Origin of the sequence: Pseudomonas sp. FIP_A4 (assembly GCF_036701605.1) — a bacterium.
Classification (GTDB): Bacteria; Pseudomonadota; Gammaproteobacteria; order Pseudomonadales; family Pseudomonadaceae; genus Stutzerimonas; species Stutzerimonas phenolilytica.
In genome coordinates, this window is sequence record NZ_JAYDXP010000127.1 from 1 (window position 1) to 20,527 (window position 20,527).

At 63.4% G+C, this 20,527-nt stretch carries 20 protein-coding genes; 10 read left to right on the forward strand and 10 right to left on the reverse strand.

Annotated features, from left to right (window positions below; translation table 11 throughout):
- Positions 1-361 precede the first annotated feature (361 nt).
- The 4 genes from pssA to U8L64_RS15425 all read right to left on the reverse strand — a co-directional run bounded on the left by pssA (position 362) and on the right by U8L64_RS15425 (position 4,662).
- Complete coding sequence (gene pssA, locus U8L64_RS15410) at positions 362-1,201, reverse strand: CDP-diacylglycerol--serine O-phosphatidyltransferase (protein WP_043298110.1); 840 nt, start codon at positions 1,199-1,201, stop codon at positions 362-364.
- 151 nt (positions 1,202-1,352) lie between these two features.
- Positions 1,353-2,369 (reverse strand): ketol-acid reductoisomerase, encoded by a 1,017-nt coding sequence (ilvC, locus tag U8L64_RS15415; protein ID WP_008568878.1) that lies wholly within the window; start codon positions 2,367-2,369, stop codon positions 1,353-1,355.
- 74 nt (positions 2,370-2,443) lie between these two features.
- Entirely contained in the window at positions 2,444-2,935 is a 492-nt protein-coding gene (gene ilvN, locus U8L64_RS15420) for an acetolactate synthase small subunit (RefSeq protein WP_003288852.1), read from the reverse strand.
- A 2-nt stretch (positions 2,936-2,937) separates the two neighbouring features.
- Entirely contained in the window at positions 2,938-4,662 is a 1,725-nt protein-coding gene (locus U8L64_RS15425; RefSeq protein WP_043298261.1) for an acetolactate synthase 3 large subunit, read from the reverse strand.
- Between the two features lie 404 nt (positions 4,663-5,066).
- On the opposite strand from U8L64_RS15425, the gene U8L64_RS15430 reads away from it, so the two are divergent.
- Positions 5,067-5,504, forward strand: coding sequence for a DUF4124 domain-containing protein (locus U8L64_RS15430; RefSeq protein WP_043298111.1), 438 nt, complete (start codon positions 5,067-5,069; stop codon positions 5,502-5,504).
- Positions 5,505-5,548: 44 nt separating this feature from the next.
- Here the strand turns inward: U8L64_RS15430 and U8L64_RS15435 are convergent, their stop codons facing one another.
- Genes U8L64_RS15435 through mrcB form a run of 3 tightly spaced genes read right to left on the reverse strand, consistent with a single transcriptional unit; the run spans position 5,549 to position 8,944 of the window.
- Positions 5,549-5,869 (reverse strand): YqcC family protein, encoded by a 321-nt coding sequence (locus tag U8L64_RS15435; RefSeq protein ID WP_054095242.1) that lies wholly within the window; start codon positions 5,867-5,869, stop codon positions 5,549-5,551.
- Complete coding sequence (locus tag U8L64_RS15440; RefSeq protein WP_333398201.1) at positions 5,869-6,573, reverse strand: tetratricopeptide repeat protein; 705 nt, start codon at positions 6,571-6,573, stop codon at positions 5,869-5,871. Before U8L64_RS15440 ends, U8L64_RS15435 begins: the two co-directional genes overlap by 1 nt.
- Positions 6,574-6,631: 58 nt before the next feature.
- Positions 6,632-8,944 (reverse strand): penicillin-binding protein 1B, encoded by a 2,313-nt coding sequence (gene mrcB / locus U8L64_RS15445; protein ID WP_333398202.1) that lies wholly within the window; start codon positions 8,942-8,944, stop codon positions 6,632-6,634.
- A 158-nt stretch (positions 8,945-9,102) separates the two neighbouring features.
- Between mrcB and U8L64_RS15450 the strand changes: the two genes are divergently transcribed.
- From U8L64_RS15450 to U8L64_RS15465, 4 genes are all read left to right on the forward strand, one after another.
- Positions 9,103-10,665, forward strand: coding sequence for a bifunctional aminoglycoside phosphotransferase/ATP-binding protein (locus U8L64_RS15450; protein ID WP_333398203.1), 1,563 nt, complete (start codon positions 9,103-9,105; stop codon positions 10,663-10,665).
- A 71-nt stretch (positions 10,666-10,736) separates the two neighbouring features.
- Positions 10,737-11,531: a class I SAM-dependent methyltransferase gene (locus U8L64_RS15455; protein ID WP_138300358.1), complete on the forward strand. Its 795-nt coding sequence runs from the start codon at positions 10,737-10,739 to the stop codon at positions 11,529-11,531.
- 18 nt (positions 11,532-11,549) lie between these two features.
- A complete protein-coding gene (locus U8L64_RS15460; protein ID WP_043298116.1) occupies positions 11,550-11,816 on the forward strand; it encodes a TfoX/Sxy family protein in 267 nt (88 codons plus the stop codon).
- Positions 11,817-11,919: 103 nt separating this feature from the next.
- Complete coding sequence (locus U8L64_RS15465) at positions 11,920-12,717, forward strand: cyclic nucleotide-binding domain-containing protein (protein ID WP_054095247.1); 798 nt, start codon at positions 11,920-11,922, stop codon at positions 12,715-12,717.
- Between the two features lie 198 nt (positions 12,718-12,915).
- On the opposite strand, the gene U8L64_RS15470 is transcribed toward U8L64_RS15465, so the two are convergent.
- From U8L64_RS15470 to U8L64_RS15480, 3 genes are read right to left on the reverse strand one after another with little or no spacing between them, the layout of a single operon-like run.
- Complete coding sequence (locus tag U8L64_RS15470; protein ID WP_333398204.1) at positions 12,916-13,800, reverse strand: ChaN family lipoprotein; 885 nt, start codon at positions 13,798-13,800, stop codon at positions 12,916-12,918.
- A gap of 10 nt (positions 13,801-13,810) precedes the next feature.
- Positions 13,811-14,578, reverse strand: a complete 768-nt coding sequence (locus tag U8L64_RS15475; protein ID WP_333398205.1) for a heme ABC transporter ATP-binding protein — start codon at positions 14,576-14,578, stop codon at positions 13,811-13,813.
- Complete coding sequence (locus tag U8L64_RS15480; RefSeq protein WP_333398206.1) at positions 14,578-15,615, reverse strand: FecCD family ABC transporter permease; 1,038 nt, start codon at positions 15,613-15,615, stop codon at positions 14,578-14,580. The genes U8L64_RS15475 and U8L64_RS15480 overlap by 1 nt, the downstream gene beginning before the upstream one ends.
- Positions 15,616-15,734: 119 nt before the next feature.
- Between U8L64_RS15480 and U8L64_RS15485 the strand changes: the two genes are divergently transcribed.
- The 5 genes from U8L64_RS15485 to accC all read left to right on the forward strand — a co-directional run bounded on the left by U8L64_RS15485 (position 15,735) and on the right by accC (position 20,393).
- The gene (locus tag U8L64_RS15485) at positions 15,735-16,073 is read left to right on the forward strand and encodes a Rieske (2Fe-2S) protein (RefSeq protein ID WP_043298121.1); all 339 of its coding nucleotides are present in this window, start codon (positions 15,735-15,737) and stop codon (positions 16,071-16,073) included.
- A 46-nt stretch (positions 16,074-16,119) separates the two neighbouring features.
- Positions 16,120-17,901, forward strand: coding sequence for a protein-disulfide reductase DsbD (locus U8L64_RS15490; RefSeq protein ID WP_054095250.1), 1,782 nt, complete (start codon positions 16,120-16,122; stop codon positions 17,899-17,901).
- Between the two features lie 150 nt (positions 17,902-18,051).
- The gene (gene aroQ, locus U8L64_RS15495) at positions 18,052-18,495 is read left to right on the forward strand and encodes a type II 3-dehydroquinate dehydratase (protein WP_043298123.1); all 444 of its coding nucleotides are present in this window, start codon (positions 18,052-18,054) and stop codon (positions 18,493-18,495) included.
- Between the two features lie 75 nt (positions 18,496-18,570).
- Positions 18,571-19,026, forward strand: a complete 456-nt coding sequence (gene accB / locus U8L64_RS15500; protein ID WP_043298124.1) for an acetyl-CoA carboxylase biotin carboxyl carrier protein — start codon at positions 18,571-18,573, stop codon at positions 19,024-19,026.
- A gap of 17 nt (positions 19,027-19,043) precedes the next feature.
- Entirely contained in the window at positions 19,044-20,393 is a 1,350-nt protein-coding gene (accC, locus tag U8L64_RS15505; protein ID WP_043298125.1) for an acetyl-CoA carboxylase biotin carboxylase subunit, read from the forward strand.
- Positions 20,394-20,527 lie beyond the last annotated feature (134 nt).

Genomic DNA, 20,527 nt, shown 5'->3' on the forward strand with positions numbered 1-20,527 from the left:
TCGAAAATCTCTTTTCTACTCAACCGCTTGCCGCTCCGATCAATCTTCATCTCTCGTCAGCGGGAGGCGAATCATACAGCGTTCAAAACCGCTGTCAACCACCTCTTTCACCGCTTCCGATCAATCCGACCGAAGCCACCAACAGGACTCAACCACCACCCTGCCAGCCCGGCGCATTCTACTCGAATCCGCCACCAGCACAACCCTCAATCTCAAGTAACTTGTTGATTTGCAAGAACTTTTAGCAGAGGACCGCGCCAGAAGTGGTGCGCATTATAGAGGACTGAAAGTGTGCGTCAACCATTATTTGGACACTAGGCAAAAAAGAGCGCCGGCAGACGCTGACGGCGCTGCGCGAAAATCAATCTTCGATGCGTTTGCGCCGACGCATCTGCATCAAATGCTGGACGGGACCGGAGGCGGCATATGCAAGAAAGATAAGCAGCAAGACTCGCGGGGGGTCGCTAAACACGACAGCAAACACCAGCACCACGACCAAGATCGCCACGAATGGCACGCGCCCTTTTAGATCGAGGTCCTTGAAGCTGTAGTACTTGATATTGCTGACCATTAGTAGACCAGCAGCGGCAACCATCAGCGCAAACAGCATGACCAGCACAAGCGGTAGGTCCGCACCACGAACACCTTGTTCGTCCAACGCCCAGACAGCCCATACCCAACCTGCAACCACCCCGGCGGCCGCAGGGCTTGCCAATCCGATAAACCAGCGCTTATCGACCTTGCCAATCTGGGTATTGAACCGTGCCAATCTCAACGCCGCGCAAGCCACATAAATGAAGGCCACCGTCAGCCCGACGTTACCCAGCTCGGACAGCGCCCATTCATAAGCCAAAACCGCTGGCGCAAGCCCGAAAGCGACCATATCCGAGAGAGAGTCGTATTCAGCACCGAACGCGCTTTGCGTGTTGGTCAGACGAGCCACGCGCCCATCCAGACTGTCGAGTACCATCGCCACGAAAACAGTCGCCGCAGCCACGTAAAAATTTCCGTTGATCGCCGTGATGATGGAAAAGAACCCGGCAAATAGATTGGCCGTGGTGAACAGATTAGGCAGCAGATAGATTCCGCGATGGCGGACCTTTCGACCATCGGGACCTTGAGTCTCCTCGACGTGCTCGTCGATCGGCAGAATGCTTTCCGCCTCAACCGCCTTGTTCGGCTCTTCAGGTTGCTCATTCATGCACTATCACCTTCACAACAGGTACGGATAAATTCGACCAAGCCTGAAGACAGGCGGTTCAGGTCAGGCCAAACACTCGTTTTATACCAGATGACTGGACACCAAAACGAAAAAACGCGGCCGAGGCCGCGTTTCTCCAGCAGAACAGAGATCAGTTCTTGCTCTTATCGACAATCTTGTTTGCCGCGATCCAAGGCATCATCGCACGCAGCTTCTCGCCGACCACTTCGATACCGTGCGCCGCGTTGTTGCGACGATAGGCCGTCATGGACGGGTAATTCGCGGCGCCTTCGGTGATGAACATCTTGGCGTATTCGCCATTCTGGATGCGCTTGAGGGCATTGCGCATGGCGGCACGGGATTCGGCGTTGATGACTTCCGGGCCGGTGACGTACTCGCCGTACTCGGCGTTGTTGGAAATCGAGTAGTTCATGTTGGCAATGCCGCCTTCGAACATCAGGTCGACGATCAGCTTCAGCTCATGCAGGCATTCGAAGTAGGCCATTTCCGGGGCGTAACCCGCCTCAACCAGGGTTTCGAAACCGGCCTTGACCAGCTCGACACAACCGCCACAAAGCACGGCCTGCTCACCGAACAGGTCAGTTTCGGTCTCGTCCTTGAAGGTGGTTTCGATGATGCCGGTACGACCGCCGCCAACGCCGCAGGCGTACGACAGCGCAACGTTACGCGCATTGCCGGAAGCATCCTGATAGATGGCGATCAGGTCAGGGATGCCGCCGCCACGCACGAACTCGGAACGCACGGTGTGGCCCGGCGCTTTCGGCGCGATCATGATTACGTCGAGGTCGGCGCGCGGCACCACCTGATTGTAGTGGATCGAAAAGCCATGGGCGAAGGCCAGGGTTGCGCCCTTCTTCAGGTTCGGCTCGATCTCGTCCTTGTACAGACGACCCTGGAACTCGTCGGGAGTCAGGATCATCACCAGGTCGGCGGCCGCGACGGCTGCCGGCACATCACTGACCTTGAGGCCATGAGCCTCGGCCTTGGCGATCGAGGACGAGCCCGGACGCAGGCCGACGGTGACGTCAACCCCGGAGTCCTTCAGGTTGCACGCATGCGCGTGGCCCTGGGAACCGTAACCGATGATGGCGACTTTCTTGCCCTGGATGATCGAAAGATCGCAATCTTTATCGTATGAAACCTTCATGAAACTACCCCTGTTACCGGCCTCGTGGGCCATTCGATAAAAACGTTGCCAACTGGCTCAGCGAGCGTGGCCAGTCAGATGCTCAGTACCTTGTCGCCCCGGGATATCCCGGTGACGCCACTGCGTACAACCTCAAGAATCGCTGCGGTTCCGATGGCCTGGATGAAACTGTCCAACTTGTCGCTGGTTCCGGCCAACTGGATGGTATAGACGCTGGTGGTCACATCGACGATCTGTCCGCGGAAGATGTCGGTGGTGCGCTTGACCTCGGCGCGCTGGGCGCCGGTAGCCTTGACCTTGATGAGCATGAGCTCACGCTCGATATGTGCGCTCTCCGACAAGTCCACCAACTTGACGACTTCCACCAGCTTGTTGAGGTTCTTGGTGATCTGCTCGATCACCTCCTCGTGGCCAATGGTGGTCAGGGTCAGGCGTGACAGCGTCGGATCCTCGGTCGGCGCCACGGTCAGGCTCTCGATATTGTAGTTGCGCTGCGAGAACAACCCGACCACGCGAGACAGTGCGCCCGGTTCGTTTTCCATCAAAAGGGAAATGATGTGTCTCATGATCAGGTCCGCTCCGTCTTGCTCAGCCACATATCACGCATCGCGCCGTCTTTGATCTGCATCGGATAGACGTGCTCGCTGGTGTCAACGGCAATATCGAGGAATACCAGGCGATCCTTCATGGCAAAGGCCTCTTCCATTTTCGGCTTGAGGTCCTTCAGGTCGGTGATGCGCATACCGACGTGGCCGTAGGCCTCGGCCAGCCTGACGAAGTCCGGCAGCGACTCCATGTAGGAGTGCGAGTAGCGACTGTTGTACACCATGTCCTGCCACTGGCGGACCATACCCAGCGCACCGTTGTTGAGGTTGATGATCTTCACCGGCAGGTCGTACTGCAGGCAGGTGGACAGCTCCTGGATATTCATCTGGATGCTGCCCTCCCCCGTCACCACCGCGACATCGGCTTCGGGGAAATTCAGCTTCACGCCCATAGCTGCCGGCAGACCGAAGCCCATGGTGCCGAGGCCGCCGGAGTTGAGCCAGCGGTTGGGTTTATCGAACTTATAGTACTGGCAGGCGAACATCTGGTGCTGACCGACGTCCGAGGCCACATAGGCCTCGCCCTTGGTCACTTCGCAGAGTATTTCGATGGCGGTCTGCGGCTTGATGATCGAACCATCGCCCTTGTCGTAGGGGAACAGCCCGCGGTTGCCGCGCCACTCATCGATCTGCTTCCACCAGCTGGCGACCGTCTCGGCGTTGGGCGCCTGGCCAATTTCCTTGACGATGGCGACCATCTCGGTCAGCACGCTGTCGACTGGGCCGACGATCGGGATGTCGGCCTTGATGGTCTTGGAGATGGATGCCGGGTCGATGTCGATATGGATGATCTTGGCGTTCGGGCAGAACTTCGCCGCACCATTGATGACGCGATCATCGAAACGCGCACCCACCGCCAGGATCACGTCGGAATGGTGCATGGCCAGGTTGGCGGTGTAGCTGCCGTGCATGCCAAGCATGCCGACGAACTGGCGATCGCTGCCCGGATAGCATCCCAGGCCCATCAAGGTGTTGGTCACCGGCAGATTAAGCATCTTCGCCAGCTCGGTCAGCTGCGCCGAGGCACCGCCCAGGACCACGCCGCCACCGGCGTAGATGATGGGCCGTTTGGCCCCCAGCAGGAGTTCCGCCGCTTTGCGAATCTGCCCCGAATGCCCACGCACAGCCGGGCTGTACGAACGCAGCTTGGCCTTCTTCGGGTAGACGTATTCGAATTTTTCGGCCGGGTTGGTCATATCCTTCGGGATGTCGATGACAACCGGCCCTGGACGCCCGGACTCGGCGAGATAGAACGCCTTCTTCATCACCTCGGGGATTTCCGACGGATGCTTGATCATGAAGCTGTGCTTCACGATGGGCCGGGAGATGCCGATCATGTCGGTTTCCTGGAAGGCATCAGTGCCGACCATGGTGCTGGGCACCTGACCGGAGATGACCACCATCGGGATCGAGTCCATGAACGCTGTAGCGATACCGGTGATGGCGTTGGTCGCCCCAGGACCGGAGGTCACCAGCACCACGCCGGCCTTGCCGGTCGCACGCGCATAGCCATCGGCCATGTGGGTGGCAGCCTGCTCGTGACGAACCAGGATGTGCTCGATGGACTTTTCCTTGAAAAGTGCATCGTAGATATGCAGAACGGCACCGCCCGGGTACCCGTAGATGTATTTAACGCCTTCGTCACGCAGAAAGCGGACGACCATTTCAGCGCCGGATAAGAGTTCCACGTTGTTCACCTCTGAAACGCCAGATAGCGACTCCCGGATCGGAGCCACCTGAAATAGGTTTACTGCCGGCAGGGCATGAGCGACGGTGGTCGCCGACTACGTCAGCCACTGACTGAGCCAGTATTGGAAGAAACCCTGTTGTCGCGGGCTCTCCACCCAGCGCGAGGTAACGCGTTGCGGGTGATGCAGGTCGGCGCGGGTAGCACCTCATGTCTGTCTAGGCTGAGCCGGTATCACTTGCGGCGAAGCGGCTCAGGACAGCAAGTTTCGGATTGTTCGGATTCGGCGCCGGCAAGTCAAGCTTGCCGTTGCGTTGAGGTACATTCAGGCTGTGATCTGGAGCAGCAGCGGCACCCGGGCTTTTGGGTATAGTGCCGCTGTTCCGCTCACACGAAGGAAAACACATGCGATCGATGGTTATTGTCGGCAGCCTCCTGCTCGCCCTGAGTAGCAGCACAATGGCCGCGCAGGTATACAAATGGGTCGACGCGCAGGGCATCACCCACTTCAGTGCGCAACCGCCGCAAGGCCAGGCCGCCCAAACTCTGAATACGGTCACACCGCCACCGAAGCCCGCCGCCGCCGAGCCAGACGCCAGTGAAAGCAGCGCGTCACTGGTGGATCAGGAGAAAATCGACCGCAAGGTCAAGCAGCAGGTTGCCGAACAGGAAGCCGAGCGCAAGCGCTATTGCGAGACATTGCAGACTAACCTGGCGCAACTGCAAAACAATCCGCGCGTACGCGTCGAGGAAAACGGCGAAGTGCGCCGCCTGAAGGAAGAGGAACGCCAATCGCGCATTGCCGAAACGAAGCAAAAGATCGAGGAGAACTGCAAGCAGTAAAACCTCCTCGCCCCTGGTCCGACGCGCAGCGCCGCCTCGCGGCGTTATTCGTTGGCAATCAGACGATCGAATTCGAGCAGAGCAGCAAGCAAGCCCCCCACGGGGCGCTCCCGATACACCACCTCTGCCATCGGATGGATACCGGACACCGACGGCAAAGGCTGACCCTCCTCAAGAATCACCTTCATCCGCGGCAGGAAAATCCACTGCAGCCATTCCTCGAACTCCAGCGTGTCGACACAGAAGGGCTCAGCGCTGGCCAGCGCCACGGGCGACGGCGGCACTGACGCCCACAGCCCGAGCACACGCAATTCCCGCTCGATCAGCAGCAACTGCTGCGCCACGTCCGCTAGCCGCTCGTCCATCACAGAGCGACCTTCGCGCGCTCGCGCGCCTGGGCCGCACCCGCGGCATCACCCTGGCGTTCCCGCGCCTGGGCGATCAGCTCCCACAGGCTGGCTTGCAGAGCAGGTCGTCCGCTGGCGTAGCTCAGACCGCGACGGGAAAGCTGCTCGGCCTGTACCGCATCGCCCTGCGCCAGCCGCACCTGTGCCAGGCGGTAGAGCACCTGCGGCTCACGCGGAGCGATCCGTTGCGCGCGCTCCAGGCTGGAGGCGGCACCGTTGAGATCACCACTGCCCTGCAACTGCTGTGCGGTGGTCAACAGCGCCAGCACCGGGCCGTCAAGCTGTTCGTCCGCCGAAAGGCCGCGCGAAGAGGGAATGCCGCTCGGCTGCGGCGCGGGCGCAGGAGCGGCCATGGAGGGTGCCGACGGCGGTGCAGCATTCCACGCACCCTGAGACATCGGCGCAGGATCGATCGAGCCGACGATGCCACCATCCGGTGCTGCGTAAGTCTGCAGCGGAGCCGAAGTGCCCGGCGGCACCATTACCGTCACACCGGAATCCTCCGGCAGCGCCCGGGGCGCAGGAGCGCCGCCCGGCGCCCGGTACGCCTGGCGCGCAGCCATTTCTTCGGAAACCGGCGCACCCGCATCAACCACCGGGATCGCCCGTCGGTCAACCGTGGCGCAGCCGGGAAGCAGGGCCGCGGCGGCCAGTAAGATCATCCATTGCCTGTTCAATCTGCAAACCTCTTAAAAAACGCGAATAGCCAAATCCGGCGAATCACTGCAGCCAGCCTCGTACCCAGTCCATGACCGATTCGGCCGGTGCCTGGAGCCCGCAGCCAGGCCCGGCGGCCGGCTCACTGCCGCGAATATAGGGCATCTGCACCGCGCCCGGGCAGCGCTGGTCGGTCGCCTGGCCGCTACCGGAGTCGACCCAGACCTGCACGACATTGTCCGGCAGCGGCATGTTCAGCGGCAGCGGATCGGCGCGGCGCATGAAATCGGTCCAGACCTGCAGCGCCCCGGTGGCGCCGGTCAGGGAGGTCTTGCCGTTGTCGTCGCGACCAAGCCAAACCACCGCCAGCAGATCCTGGCTGAAGCCGGCAAACCAGCTGTCGCGCGAATCGTTGGTGGTTCCGGTCTTGCCGGCCAGATTCAGCGACCGTGGCAGGCGGTTGTAGGCCGAGCGCCCGGTCCCCTCGTGCATCGCCCGCTGCATTGCGTACTGCGTGAGGTAGATAGCGCCAGCATCGAAGCGCTGCTCGATCTGGAACGGGTAGCGCTTGAGCGGCTCGCCGGTGGCGGTCAGCACGCTGCGAATGCCGCGCAACGGCGTGTTGAAACCACCGTTGGCGAGGGTCTGGTACATGTCCGCGACTTCGATCGGTCGCAAGCCACCGGCGCCCAGCAGCATCGACGGGTAGGCCGGCCAGTCCGGTGAGGCGCCCAGGCGCGCCAGCGTCTTGAGTACGGTCGGCACACCGAGATCGAGCCCCAGGCGTGCGGTCGACAGGTTGTAGGAGTTCGCCAGCGCTTGGTACAGGTACACCGTGCCATAGGCCTGGCGACCATAGTTCTGCGGTTTCCAGACCTTGCCGTCGCCGCCCTTGACCGAAAACGGTTCGTCCTCCAGCAGGCTGGTCAGGGTGTACTGGCTGGGCCGCTCCAGCGCGGCGAGATAGATCGCCGGCTTGATCAACGAGCCGATTGGCCGCACCGCATCCAGCGCCCGGTTGAAGCCCGCATAACCCGGCTGCCGGCTGCCGAGCATAGCCTGGATCTCGCCGGTTTCCGGGTTGGTCACCAGCATTGCGCCCTCGACGGCTTCCGCACCCTTGCCGAGGCGCTTGAGCGTCTCGCTCATCGCCGACTCGGCCTTGAGCTGCAGAATCGGATCGAAGCTGGTGAAAACGCGCAGCCCCTCTTCGGTGAGGTCTTCTTCGCGGTAGTCCTCGCGCAGCTGGCGTTTGACCAGATCGAGGAACGCCGGATAGGAACTGTCCGCCATGCTGCCACGCTGCGTTACCCCCAGCGGCAACTGCTTGGCTGCGGCGGCTTCCTCGGCGGTCACCACCTGCTGCTCGGCCAGCATGTCGAGAATCAGGTTGCGCCGCTCCAGGGCGCGTTCCGGGTTGCGCCGCGGGTTGTAATAGGTCGGCCCCTTGACCATACCCACCAGCAGCGCCACCTGATGCAACTTGAGCTCGGCCAGCGGTCGGCCGAAGAAGTACTGGCTGGCCAGACCGAAGCCGTGGATCGCGCGCCGGCCGTCCTGCCCGAGGAACACCTCGTTGAGATAGGCCTCGAGGATCTCCTGCTTGTCGTAATGCAGCTCCAGCAGCACCGCCATCATCGCCTCGGTGGCCTTGCGGCTGAGGCTGCGCTCGTTGGTCAGGTAGAAGTTCTTGACCAGCTGCTGGGTCAGCGTACTGCCGCCCTGGCGCACCTGACCGGCCGTCAGGTTGACCCAGACAGCGCGGGCGATCGACTTGGGAGACACGCCGAAATGGTCGAAGAATTCGCGGTCCTCGACCGCCACCAGCGTCTCCACCAGATACGGCGGCACCTGATCGAGCTTGATCAGGATGCGATCCTCGTTATGCGCCGGATACAGCCCACCTATCAGCAGCGGCTCGAGCCGCGCGACCGCCAGCTGGCCGCCGTTGGCGCGATTGAGCCCCGCGACGAAGTCACCGGAAAAGCGCACGCGCACCCGCTGCGACTCCTCCGCGCCCTCGTAGAACTGGAAGCCGCGGGTATGCAGCTCGACGTTGTTAGCGGCGACCGAAGCACTGCCCGGACCGCTGACCGCCTTCTCGCGGCGATAGCCCAGCGCGTCGAGTTCGGTGAGGAAATCGTCCTTGGCCAGCTTCTGTCCGACGAACAGTTCGAGCGGGCGAGCGTAGACCTTGGCCGGGATGGTCCAGCGCTTGCCGGAGAATTTCTCCTGCACCACGGCATCCAGGTAAATGGCGAACCCGGCGAGGATCACCAGGCCGACGATAGAGAGTTTCAGCACCCACCCCAACCAGGGGCGAGCACTACCGGCACGGCGTTTCGAGCGGCTACGGGAAGAGCGGGATCTAGTCATGGCGGCGCATTATACGCAGCTTTGCCGTGACGGTCAGACGCCCTCTCGGCGGTTTGCAGCCTGGGCCTCAGTCGCCATAATGCCGGGGTTTTCGACCGCGTGACGGGCTTCTCAGCGAAGCACCACGCCGCCTCCAACAACTTCAACAAGGAAAGACCGTGAGCCAAGCACTGATCGCCGCCCTGCAGAATCCGGCCCTCTATCCGCATCCGGTCGACGACTTGCGGGTCATCGAAACACACATCTCCTGGGTCATTCTCACCGGCCAGTTCGCCTACAAGATCAAGAAGCCGGTGGACTTCGGCTTTCTCGACTTCACCGCGCTGGCGGCACGCAAGCACTTCTGCGAAGAAGAACTGCGCCTGAACCAGCGCATGGCCGCCGGCCTGTACCTGGAAGTGCTGCCGATCACCGGTAGCGAACAGGCGCCGCAGCTGGATGGCGCGGGTGCCCCCATCGAATATGCGCTGAAAATGCGCGAATTTCCGCAATCGCAATTGCTGGCGGAAATCCAGGCGCGCGGCGAGCTGACCGACGCTCACATCGATGCGCTGGCGCGGCAGATCGCCTCCTTCCACCTGCAGACCCCGCAGGTGGCCGCTAATCACCCGCTCAACACACCCGAGGCGATCGTCGCGCCGATGCGACAGAACTTCGAGCAGATTCGCCCGTTGCTGAGCGAAGACGCCGATCTGCGTCAGCTCGACGCCCTGCAGGAATGGACCGAAACCAGCATCAGCCGCCTGTGGCCGCTGCTCCAGCGGCGCTGCCAGGAAGGCTTCGTCCGCGAATGTCACGGCGATCTGCACCTGGGCAACGCCACACTGATCGACGGCGAGGTGGTGCTGTTCGACTGCATCGAATTCAACGAGCCGTTCCGCCTGATCGACATCGCTTCGGATGCCGCCTTCCTCGCGATGGACCTCGAGGACCGCGGCCTGAAATGCCAGGCACGACGCTTCCTCAATGGCTGGCTGGAGCGCACCGGCGACTACGCCGCGCTCGAGCTGCTCAACCTGTACAAGGCCTATCGTGCCCTGGTGCGCGCCAAGGTCAGCCTGTTCCGTCTGTATCAGGAGCAGGACGCGGTGGAGCGCAAGGTGATCGTGCGTCAGTACCGCAGCTACGCCAACCTGGCGGAGAGCTACAGCGCCATCCCGTCGCGCTTTCTGGCGATCACCCACGGTGTATCGGCCGTCGGCAAGAGCCATGTGGCGCTGCGTCTGGTCGAAGCCCTGGGCACCGTGCGCCTGCGCTCGGATGTCGAGCGCAAGCGCCTGTACGGGGTGCAGGCGGCCGACCAGCAAGGCCACCTCAACGCCGGCATTTACAGTCAGGATGCCAGCACAGCGACCTACCAGCGGTTGCACCAGCTTGCCGAACACGCCTTGCTCGCTGGCTTTCCGGTCGTCATCGACGCGACCTACCTCAAGCAGGCGCAGCGCGAAGCGGCCTGGCAGATTGCCGAAGCCACCGGCGTACCCTTTCTGATCCTCGACTGCCATGCGCCGGATGCGGTGCTGGATCAGTGGCTCGCGCAGCGCCAAGCCGAGGGGGGTGACCCTTCGGATGCCACGCAGGAGGTGATCCGTGCGCAGCAAGCCGGTCGCGATCCGCTCAGCGAGCAGGAACAGTCGCGCAGCCGGCGCATCGACACCCACGATGCCGGCAGCCTCGACAGCTTGGTCGAAGCCATTCGCCAGCATCTGCCGGGCGTCTGAGCCAGGGGCACCGCGAGCAGATCGTGGCGCCCCTTCTATACTCACACGCACCTCATACGCGGAAACCGAACATGTCCGGCTGCTCCACGCCCACCCCGCCCGCACCTCAGGCCACACGTGACAGCGTCGAACTGTTCTCGGTACGCGCCAGCGGCTATGCGCAGTTTCGCCCGCATTACCCAGCCAGCCTGTTCGCCTGGCTGGCCGGTCAATGCCGGCAAACCGGCATGGCGCTGGATATCGCCGCCGGCAATGGCCAGGCCAGCCTGCCGCTGCAGCAGCACTTCCGTCGCGTGCTCGCCTGTGACGCCAGCGCCGCGCAATTGGATGCAGGCGCGCACTGGGAGTCCGTCGAGCGATTCGTCGCGGAGGCCGAACAGTTGCCGCTCAAGGACAACCAGCTGGATCTGATCGTGGTGGCCCAGGCGCTGCACTGGTTCGCCTCGCCGGCCTTCTTTGCCCAGGCGCGCCGGGCGCTGAAACCGGGCGGGCTGTTCTGCGCCTGGTGCTATAGCTTGCTGGAAATTGATCCGGCGCTGGACGAAATCGTCAATCGACTGCACGGCAAGACGCTCGCCGGATACTGGCCGACCGGCCGCGCAAGCGTCGACGCCGGTTATCGGGACATTCATCTGCCTTTCGCGCGACTCGCCGTTCCGCCCTTCGCCCTCGAGGCGACCTGGAGCTTCGATCAGCTGATCGGCTACCTGCGTACCTGGTCGGCCGTGACGAAGTGGCAGCAAACGCACGGCAGCGACCCGATTGCCGTCGTACAGGCTTCGCTGCGCGAGGCGTGGGGCGATGTGCAGGCGTCACGACGCGTTCGTTGGCCACTCCATTTTCTTGCAGGTTATTCCACCCAGTAGCTACGCAAGGAAGCTGCCATGCACGATGAACTGCTCACCCTGCGCAACCTCGGCAAGACTTCCTCACAGTGGCTGCACGCCTCCGGCATTCATACCGCCGCCGACCTGCGCCGTCTCGGCGCGGTAGGCTCTTACCGGGCGGTCAAAGCCCGCGGTTTCAGCGCCTCCCGCGTACTCCTGTATGCCATCGAAGGCGCGCTGCGCGATCTGCCTTGGCAGGAGCTTCCGACGTCGCTGAAGGACGAGCTGAACCGGCTTCTCGACGAAGGTCACAATAAGAGCTAGCTCACAACCTCCACCGGCCAGGATTTACTCCCCCAAAGGCCGTGCCTATTGTGCGCCAACCGCATCAGCATCGATTTCGCCTGTTCGTTCAAGGATTACCGACATGTATCTACTCGGAGAGCAACCGGCCTATGCCGATCGTCTGATCAGCCTTCTGCAGAGTATTCCGGGCCAGTTGCTCGACGGGCTGCCCCCCTGCGCTGCGCCCATCGAGTACGGGCACACCGACGACCTCGGCAGCGAACTTGCCGCCGAACGGCTGTATCTCGTCGACAGTGGCCTGCTGCATGCGCGAATCGATGACAAACCACTGTTCTATCTGCAGGAAGGCGATCTCCTCGGCTTGCATCAGGGCAGCGAACTGCCGCCCTGCCGGTACTGCAGCGATGAACCTGTCCGCCTGATTCCTTACGCCCGCAGCAAAGTGCTCGCGCATATCCAAGCCGACACGCACCGCCAGGAGCTGCTCATCCAGTACCTCAGCGGACACACCGCGCTGCTCGGCGATGCCCTGGCGCGTCTGCGTCAGCCGGACGTCAGACCGGCCACCGGGTTCCGCCATTTCGCTGCCGGCGACGAACTGATCCGTCAGGGCGATGAGGCCGACAACGTGTTCATCATCGTCGACGGCCGCGCGGAAGCTCTCGTCGACGGGCAGAAAGTCGGCGATGTGCAGAAGGACGAGATTTTTGGGGCGATGGCCGTTTTTACGCGCGAAAGGCGCAACGCCACTGTAGTTGCCAGCGAACCATGCACCGTCATGGTGATTCCCAAAGAGCAATTCCTCAGCCTCACACAGAACAATCCCCGTATCGCCCACAGCCTCATCGAAAGCATGGCGCGACGCATCGATCTGCTGAACAAGGAAGTCACTCAGTTACGCTTGGCCGTTCCAGCATGACGACGCCGAAAATTCTTTTATCTCAAGCGTTGACTTGCTAATGAGAATTGTTACTATTACCTCAACTGGTCGCGAGATCAGCCGGTAACTGAAGGCCCAGGCAGTCGGACTTTCAGGTTATCTCCTCATCAGGCTAATCACGGTTTTAGACCCGACTCTGTCGGGTCTTTTTTTGTCCGGCAAACATGTCCCGGTTGCTCAGCGCTTGCGCATCTGTTCGCAGTAGTCCTTGGCCGGCTGCGCCGGCGTGTACCAGACGAAATTCGCCTGCTGCGCCGCCACACGTTCGCCGACCTCGGCAAGCATCAGCACCTGGACGTTGCCCGAGCCCCCGAGATCACGCAGGTGCAAGGGCGCACCGAGATCGCGGCGCGCGTGAAAGCCCCCGGCGATCAACATCGTCGGCTTCGGCGCCGCCAGCAGGCGTGCGGCCATGCGCCGGTCGCGCTGCTGTTGCACCGCCAGCATGGCCGGCACCTGGCTGTCCGGCAGCATTCCGCAGTGAGAGTCGACGATCTGCGCGCGCAACGCCTCAGCAACCTCGGCACGCGTGGACTCGCCATCGGGCAGGTGCGGAACCTCCCGGTAGATCTGGCCGATCTCGGCGCGCGTCAGATTCGCTGGCATAAGCGAGAAAGGCTGCGCTAGCGCATAGCTGACCAGCGGACCGTAGAGCCTCCATGGCCACCCTGGTGACCAGGCCAAGGTGGTCGGTAGATCCTCCACCGGCTCGCCGCGACGCAGCTGCGTTTGCGTCCGAGCCACCGCGGGCTGCTGCTCCGGCGTCAGCATCTCCAGCAGCAGGCTGCCCTGACTGCGCCGCTCGGCCAGCGCCTGCAGCAGCCAGAGCTGCAGCGCATGATGATCGGGATTGTCATGGCGCTCGCCGACCAGCACGTAATCCGCCTCCGCCAGCCGCTGGACCAGCTGTGCGGCGCTCAGCCGCTCGCCACTGCGCAGATCGACGATCGCCCCAAGGTCTGCGTGCCCGCGCCCCTCCGGGCTCTGCCATTCGGGCAATGGAGGCAACGTCTGACAAGCCGAAAGCAACAGCAGCAACAACGGCAAGACGAAAATGCGCAAGGCTAGCTCCTCAACGGGCAATGATAAGTGGATGATCACGCTCCGGATGACGCTGCACCAGCACCTCCAAGTCGAAGACGCTCTGCAGCAGGTCGGCCCGCAGAACCTCACGCGGCGTCCCGCTCGCGCGGTTGCAGCCTTCGGCAAGCAGCAGCAGGCGGTCGCAATAGCGCGCGGCCAGGTTCAGATCATGCAGGATCACCAACACGGCCGCGCCGCGGCCCGCGACATCCCTCAACACCCGAAGGACCCTGTGCTGGTGCGCCGGATCGAGCATGGAAGTCGGCTCATCGAGCAGTAGCACCTGCCCCTCGCCCCCCGGCCAGAGTTGCGCCAGCACCCGCGCCAGATGCACGCGCTGGCGCTCGCCACCGGACAGCTCCAGATAATTGCGCGCACGCAAATGCGCGGCATCGGCCGCCTCCAGCGCTTCGGTGACGATTCGCGCATCCGCCTCGCGCCCGCTGTCGTGCGGCAAACGCCCCAGCGCCACCACTTCGTCCACGCGGAAGGCGAAGTTCAACGTCGAGCTTTGTGGCAACACCGCGAGATGACGCGCCCGCTCGCGAGCCGGCCAGTCGACCAAGGCGCGACCATGCAGCGACACCGCCCCGGCAGCGGTCGACAGCTCGCCGCTCAGCGCACCGAGCAGGCTGCTCTTGCCGGCGCCGTTGGGACCGAGCACACCGAACAGCTCTCCGGCGTGCAACCGCAGATCGATACCCTGCACGGCCAGCCGCGCGCCGCGCCGCACCGCAACTCTGGTCGCAGTCAGCATCAGGCACGCCTTCGCAGCAGCAGATACAGAAAGAACGGTGCGCCGAGCAGCGCCGTGACGATACCGATCGGCAATTCGGCCGGCTGCAATGCCAGCCGTGCGACAAGATCGGCGAGCAACAGCAGACTCGCGCCGGCCAGGGCCGACGCCGGTAGCACCACACGATGGTCCGGACCGGCCAGCAGGCGCACCAGATGCGGCACTACCAGCCCGATGAAGCCGATCATCCCGGCGGCGGCCACAGCGGCGCCGACGCCCAGCGCGGTACAGAGCACCAGCTCACGCTTGAGCCGCTCGACCTCGAAACCCAGATGTCGCGCCTCAGATTCGCCCAGCAGCAGCGCATTCAGCGCGTTGGCACGGGTTGGCAGCCATAACGCGACGATGCCGGTGACCAGCAGCAGCGGCCACAGCCGGCCGTAGCTGGCGCTGCCGAGGCTGCCGAGATTCCAGAAGGTCAGCATGCGCAGCGTGGCATCGTCGGCCAGGTAGGTGAACAGTCCGATCAGGGCGCCGGCCAACGCGGTCAGGGCGATGCCGGCAAGCAGCATGGTCGAAACCTCCGCCTGGCCGCTCCGGTGCGCCAGCCGATAGACCAGCGCAGTGACGCACAGTCCACCGCCGAACGCGCACAGCGACAACAGGTACGGCTCGAGTGCCTCCGGCAGTCCGCCGAGCAATGCGCCGCCGACGATGGCGAATGCCGCCCCCAGCGCCGCGCCGCTGGACACGCCGATCAGTCCCGGATCGGCCAGCGGATTGCGAAACAGCCCCTGCATGGCTACTCCGGAAAGCGCCAGCACGGCGCCTACCGCCAGCCCCAGCAAGGCGCGTGGCAGCCTAAGCTGGCCGACGATCAGCGCGGCCTGCGCCAGCTGCGGATCATCCGGTACCAGGCCGAGCAGTCCCGGAATCACGCGCAGCGTGTCGCCCAGCGGCAGCGACACCGGCCCCAGTGCCAGCGACAGCCACAGCACCAGCGGCAGCAACAGGCCGAGCGACAGGAACAGTGTGCGCGCGTGAAGGACAGGCCCCATCCGGTTGGTCCGCCAGTAAATGAACGGGCAAGCATATAGAGAGCGCTGCCGCCGCCGCCAGCCCCGCTGTGCCGCCGCGCGCCGATGCGCGATAATCGCCGGCCGAGCGAGGAGCCCCGATGATCCGTCTATGCGCGTCGAACGAACTGGTCGAAGGCCAGAGCCGCGGTTTCGTCCTGCCGCAGATCCGCGTGCTGGCCGTGCGTCGTGATGGTGTGCCGTACCTGTACGAAAATCGCTGCCCGCACCGCGGAATCGCACTTGAGTGGTTGCCCGACCAGTTCCTCGACAGCAGCGGCAGTCTCCTGCAATGCGCGACCCATGGCGCGCTGTTCCTGATCGAATCGGGCGAATGCGTCGCCGGCCCCTGCGCCGGTCAGGGGCTGCGACCGCTGATCGGCAGCGAACGCGAGGGGGTGATCTGGTTGCACGACGAGACAATACAACGCGAGTCGTGAACGCCCGGCTTGGTTATCATGCGCCAACGTTTTCTGTGAGATCGCCATGCGCCGTCTGCTGACCCTGCTGCTTTTCCTCGTCGTGCTGCCCGCCAGCGCCGGTTTGTTCGACAGTAAGCCAAGCCCCACACTTGGCGCCCCGCTCGGCGCCCCGCTCAACAACAGCGCGGACTTCCTGCCGGTGCGCGAGGCCTTTCGCCTAAGCCTGGTAGAGAGCTCGCCAACACAGGTGAAGCTGCGTTTCGTCGCCGCCGAGGGTTACTACCTTTATCGCCACCGCTTCGCATTCAAGACCCAGGAACCGGGCGTCACCATCGGCGAGGCGCAACTGCCGGCCGGTGAGCAGAAGACCGACGACTACTTCGGCGAGGTGGAGGTCTACTACGGCGTACTGGATATCGAGGTGCCGGTCGACAATCCAGAGCAGCGCCCCTTCACGCTGCAGGTAAGCTACCAGGGCTGCGCGGACAAGGGACTGTGCTATCCGCCGGAAACCGAGAATCTGACCATCGGCGGTATCGGCGCCGCATCTACCGCCGCGCCGAATGCGCCAGAGGCAAAGGGCGAGCTTTCCTGGCGGGCGATCGGGCTGTTCTTCCTCGCCGGTCTGGGGTTGACGTTCACCCCCTGTGTGCTGCCGATGCTGCCCATCCTCAGCGGCGTGGTGCTGCGCGGCCAAACGGGCGGCATGCGCAGCTTCCTGCTGTCGCTGGCCTATGTTCTGCCGATGGCGGGCGGCTTCGCTCTGCTCGGGGCTTTGATGGGCGTATTCGGCGCCGAACTGAATCTGCAGGCGCGCCTGCAGTCGCCGTGGATTCTGGTGCCCTTCGCGCTGTTCTTCGTCGCCTTCGCGCTGGCCATGTTCGGCCTGTTCGAACTGCGCCTGCCGCAGGCGCTGTCGGCGCGTCTCGATCGCGTCGCCGGCAATGCCCGCGGCGGCTCGTTCACCGGCGCGGCGCTGCTCGGGGCGATTTCCAGCCTGCTGGTATCGCCCTGTGTTTCCGCGCCGCTGGCCGGTGCCCTGCTGTACATCAGCGCCAGCGGCGATGCCTTGGGCGGCGGCCTGAAGCTGTTCGCCCTGGGCCTGGGCATGGGCGCACCGCTGGTGCTGTTCGCCACCGGCGGCGGCGCGCTGCTGCCCCGAAGTGGTCCGTGGATGGTCAGTGTGCGCAATACCTTCGGCGTCCTGCTGCTGGCAGTCGCGGTATGGATGCTCGAACGCGTGTTGCCCGGTCCGCTGGCGCTGGCATTGTGGGGTCTGCTCGCCGCCGGTTCGGCGCTGTTCCTCGGCACCCTGGAGTTCACCCAGAAAACCGCGCGGCAGAAGCTTGCGCAGCTGCTGGGACTGGTCCTGCTGGTCTACGCGCTGGCGGCCTGGGTCGGTGCGCTGCAGGGCAACTCCGATCCGCTGCGGCCGTTACCCCAGTCCAGCGCAGTGCGGGCCGACAGCGCGACCGGCGATGGCTGGCTGACCCTTGCCACCACGGCCGAACTCGATGCACAACTGGCCGCCGCACGCGCCGCTGGCCAGCCGCTGATGCTGGACTGGTACGCCGACTGGTGCGTCAGCTGCAAGGTTTTCGAACGCGAGGTCTTTGCCCATCCACAGGTGGCGCCGCGGCTGGCTGGTTATCGGCTGATCCGTTTCGACATCACCGACAGCAACGCCGAGCAGCGCGCCCTGCTCGACCGCTACCAGCTGTTCGGTCCACCGGCGATCCTGTTCTTTGATCGCGCCGGCAACGAACTGAAGGACGTCCGCGTCGTCGGCGAACTGGACGCCCGGGAATTCGGCGAGCGGCTGGATCGCGCCGAGCGCTCGCTCTAGGGACTGTTGCAGCAATCTCCAGTCATAATGCGGGCATTTCCGGCGATCGCTGCATGACTGGACAGTCAGCCCTTGCTTCGGGCATAGTTTTTCCCCTTTCCGGTGGGCGCATCGCGCGCCGCCGTTTGCCCAGAACAACAAGGACCGCCAATGGCCACGCTGCTCGTGCTCCACGGCCCCAATCTCAACCTGCTCGGCACCCGTGAACCCGGTGTGTACGGCGCCGTGACGCTGGCGCAGATCAATCAGGATCTGGAACAGCGCGCGCGCGACGGCGGCCATCACCTCCTGCATCTGCAATCGAACGCCGAATACGAGTTGATCGAGCGCATTCACGCCGCTCGCGACGAAGACGTCGACTTCATCCTGATCAATCCGGCTGCCTTCACCCACACCAGCGTCGCATTACGTGACGCGCTGCTGGCCGTGAGCATCCCATTCATCGAAGTGCACTTGTCCAACGTGCACAAGCGTGAACCTTTCCGCCATCACTCCTATTTCTCCGACGTAGCGGTAGGAGTGATCTGCGGCCTTGGCGCCAGCGGCTACCGACTGGCATTGGAGGCCGCCCTGGAACAACTCGCCGCTTCCTGACAGGCCTGTGCTCATGCCGGACCTCGAAGACGCGCGCAGCAATGCCCTTTGAACTTACCTGGGAGTCACTGCTTCATGGATATTCGCAAAGTCAAGAAACTGATCGAACTGCTGGAAGAGTCCGGTATCGACGAGCTCGAGATTCACGAGGGTGAAGAGTCCGTACGTATCAGCCGCCACAGCAAGCAAGTCGCGATGCAGCAACCGGTCTACGCGCATGCCCCTGCCGCTCCGGCCCCTGCTCCAGTCGCCGCCGCGCCGGCTGCCGACGCCGCTCCGGCAGCACCGAAGCTGAACGGGAACGTGGTTCGCTCGCCGATGGTCGGCACCTTCTACCGTGCATCCTCGCCGGAGGCCAAGGCGTTCGTCGAAGTCGGCCAGACCGTCAAGAAAGGCGACATCCTCTGCATCGTCGAAGCCATGAAGATGATGAACCACATCGAGGCCGAAATCGGCGGCACCATCGAATCCATCCTGGTGGAGAATGGTCAGCCGGTCGAATACGACCAGCCGCTGTTCACCATCGTTTGAACCGCGGAGAGCCTGCGATGTTGGAAAAAGTACTGATCGCCAACCGCGGCGAAATCGCCCTGCGAGTGCTGCGTGCCTGCAAGGAACTGGGCATCAAGACCGTAGCGGTCCATTCGACTGCCGACCGCGATCTGATGCACGTGTCGCTCGCCGATGAGTCGGTGTGCATCGGCCCGGCCTCCTCCGCTCAGTCCTACCTGAGCATCCCGGCGATCATCGCCGCGGCAGAGGTCACCGGCGCGGACGGCATCCATCCCGGCTACGGCTTCCTGGCCGAGAACGCCGACTTCGCCGAGCAGGTGGAGAAATCCGGCTTCACCTTTATCGGCCCGACCGCCGACGTCATCCGTCTGATGGGTGACAAGGTGTCGGCCAAGCACGCCATGAAGAAAGCCGGTGTACCGACCGTGCCGGGCTCCGATGGCCCGCTGCCGGAAGACGAACAGCTGGCGCTGAAGATCGCCCGTGAAGTCGGCTACCCGGTGATCATCAAGGCCGCCGGCGGCGGCGGTGGTCGCGGCATGCGCGTGGTGCACAAGGAAGAGGATCTGATCGCCTCGGCCAAGCTGACCCGCAACGAAGCCGGTGCAGCCTTCGGCAACTCGATGGTCTACCTCGAAAAATTCCTGACCAACCCGCGCCACGTGGAGATCCAGGTGCTCGCCGACGGCCAGGGCAATGCCATCCACCTGGGTGACCGCGACTGCTCGCTGCAGCGCCGCCACCAGAAGGTGATCGAGGAAGCCCCTGCTCCGCTGATCGACGAAGAAGCCCGCCGCAAGGTCCAGGCCCGCTGCGTCCAGGCCTGCATCGACATTGGCTACCGCGGCGCCGGCACGTTCGAGTTTCTCTATGAAGACGGCAACTTCTACTTCATCGAGATGAACACCCGCGTGCAGGTCGAGCACCCGGTCACCGAGATGGTCACCGGCGTCGATATCGTCAAGGAGATGCTGCTGATCGGTGGCGGCCAGAAGCTGTCGATCAAACAGGAAGATGTAGTCATTCGCGGCCACGCCGTGGAATGCCGCATCAACGCCGAAGACCCGCGCACCTTCATGCCCAGCCCGGGCAAGGTGAAGCACTTCCACGCGCCGGGCGGCAATGGCGTGCGCGTCGATTCGCACCTTTACGACGGTTATGCGGTACCGCCGCACTACGATTCGCTGATCGGCAAGCTGATCACCTTCGGCGCCAACCGCGACGAGGCGATGGGCCGCATGCGCAATGCCCTGGACGAGCTGATCGTCGACGGCATCAAGACCAACGCCCCGCTGCACCGCGACCTGGTGCGCGATGCAGGCTTCTGTAAGGGCGGCGTGAACATCCACTACCTGGAAAAGAAATTGGGTATGGACAAGCACTGAGCCACGGCTCTGCGCTGACACAGGGGCTGCCTTCGGGCAGCCCTTGTCGTTTGTGGCGCCGAATGACAAGGTCGCGCGGAGGTTTTTCACCTATCCCCAAGCACCTGCGGTGGAAAGAACCTTCGCCCCACCTT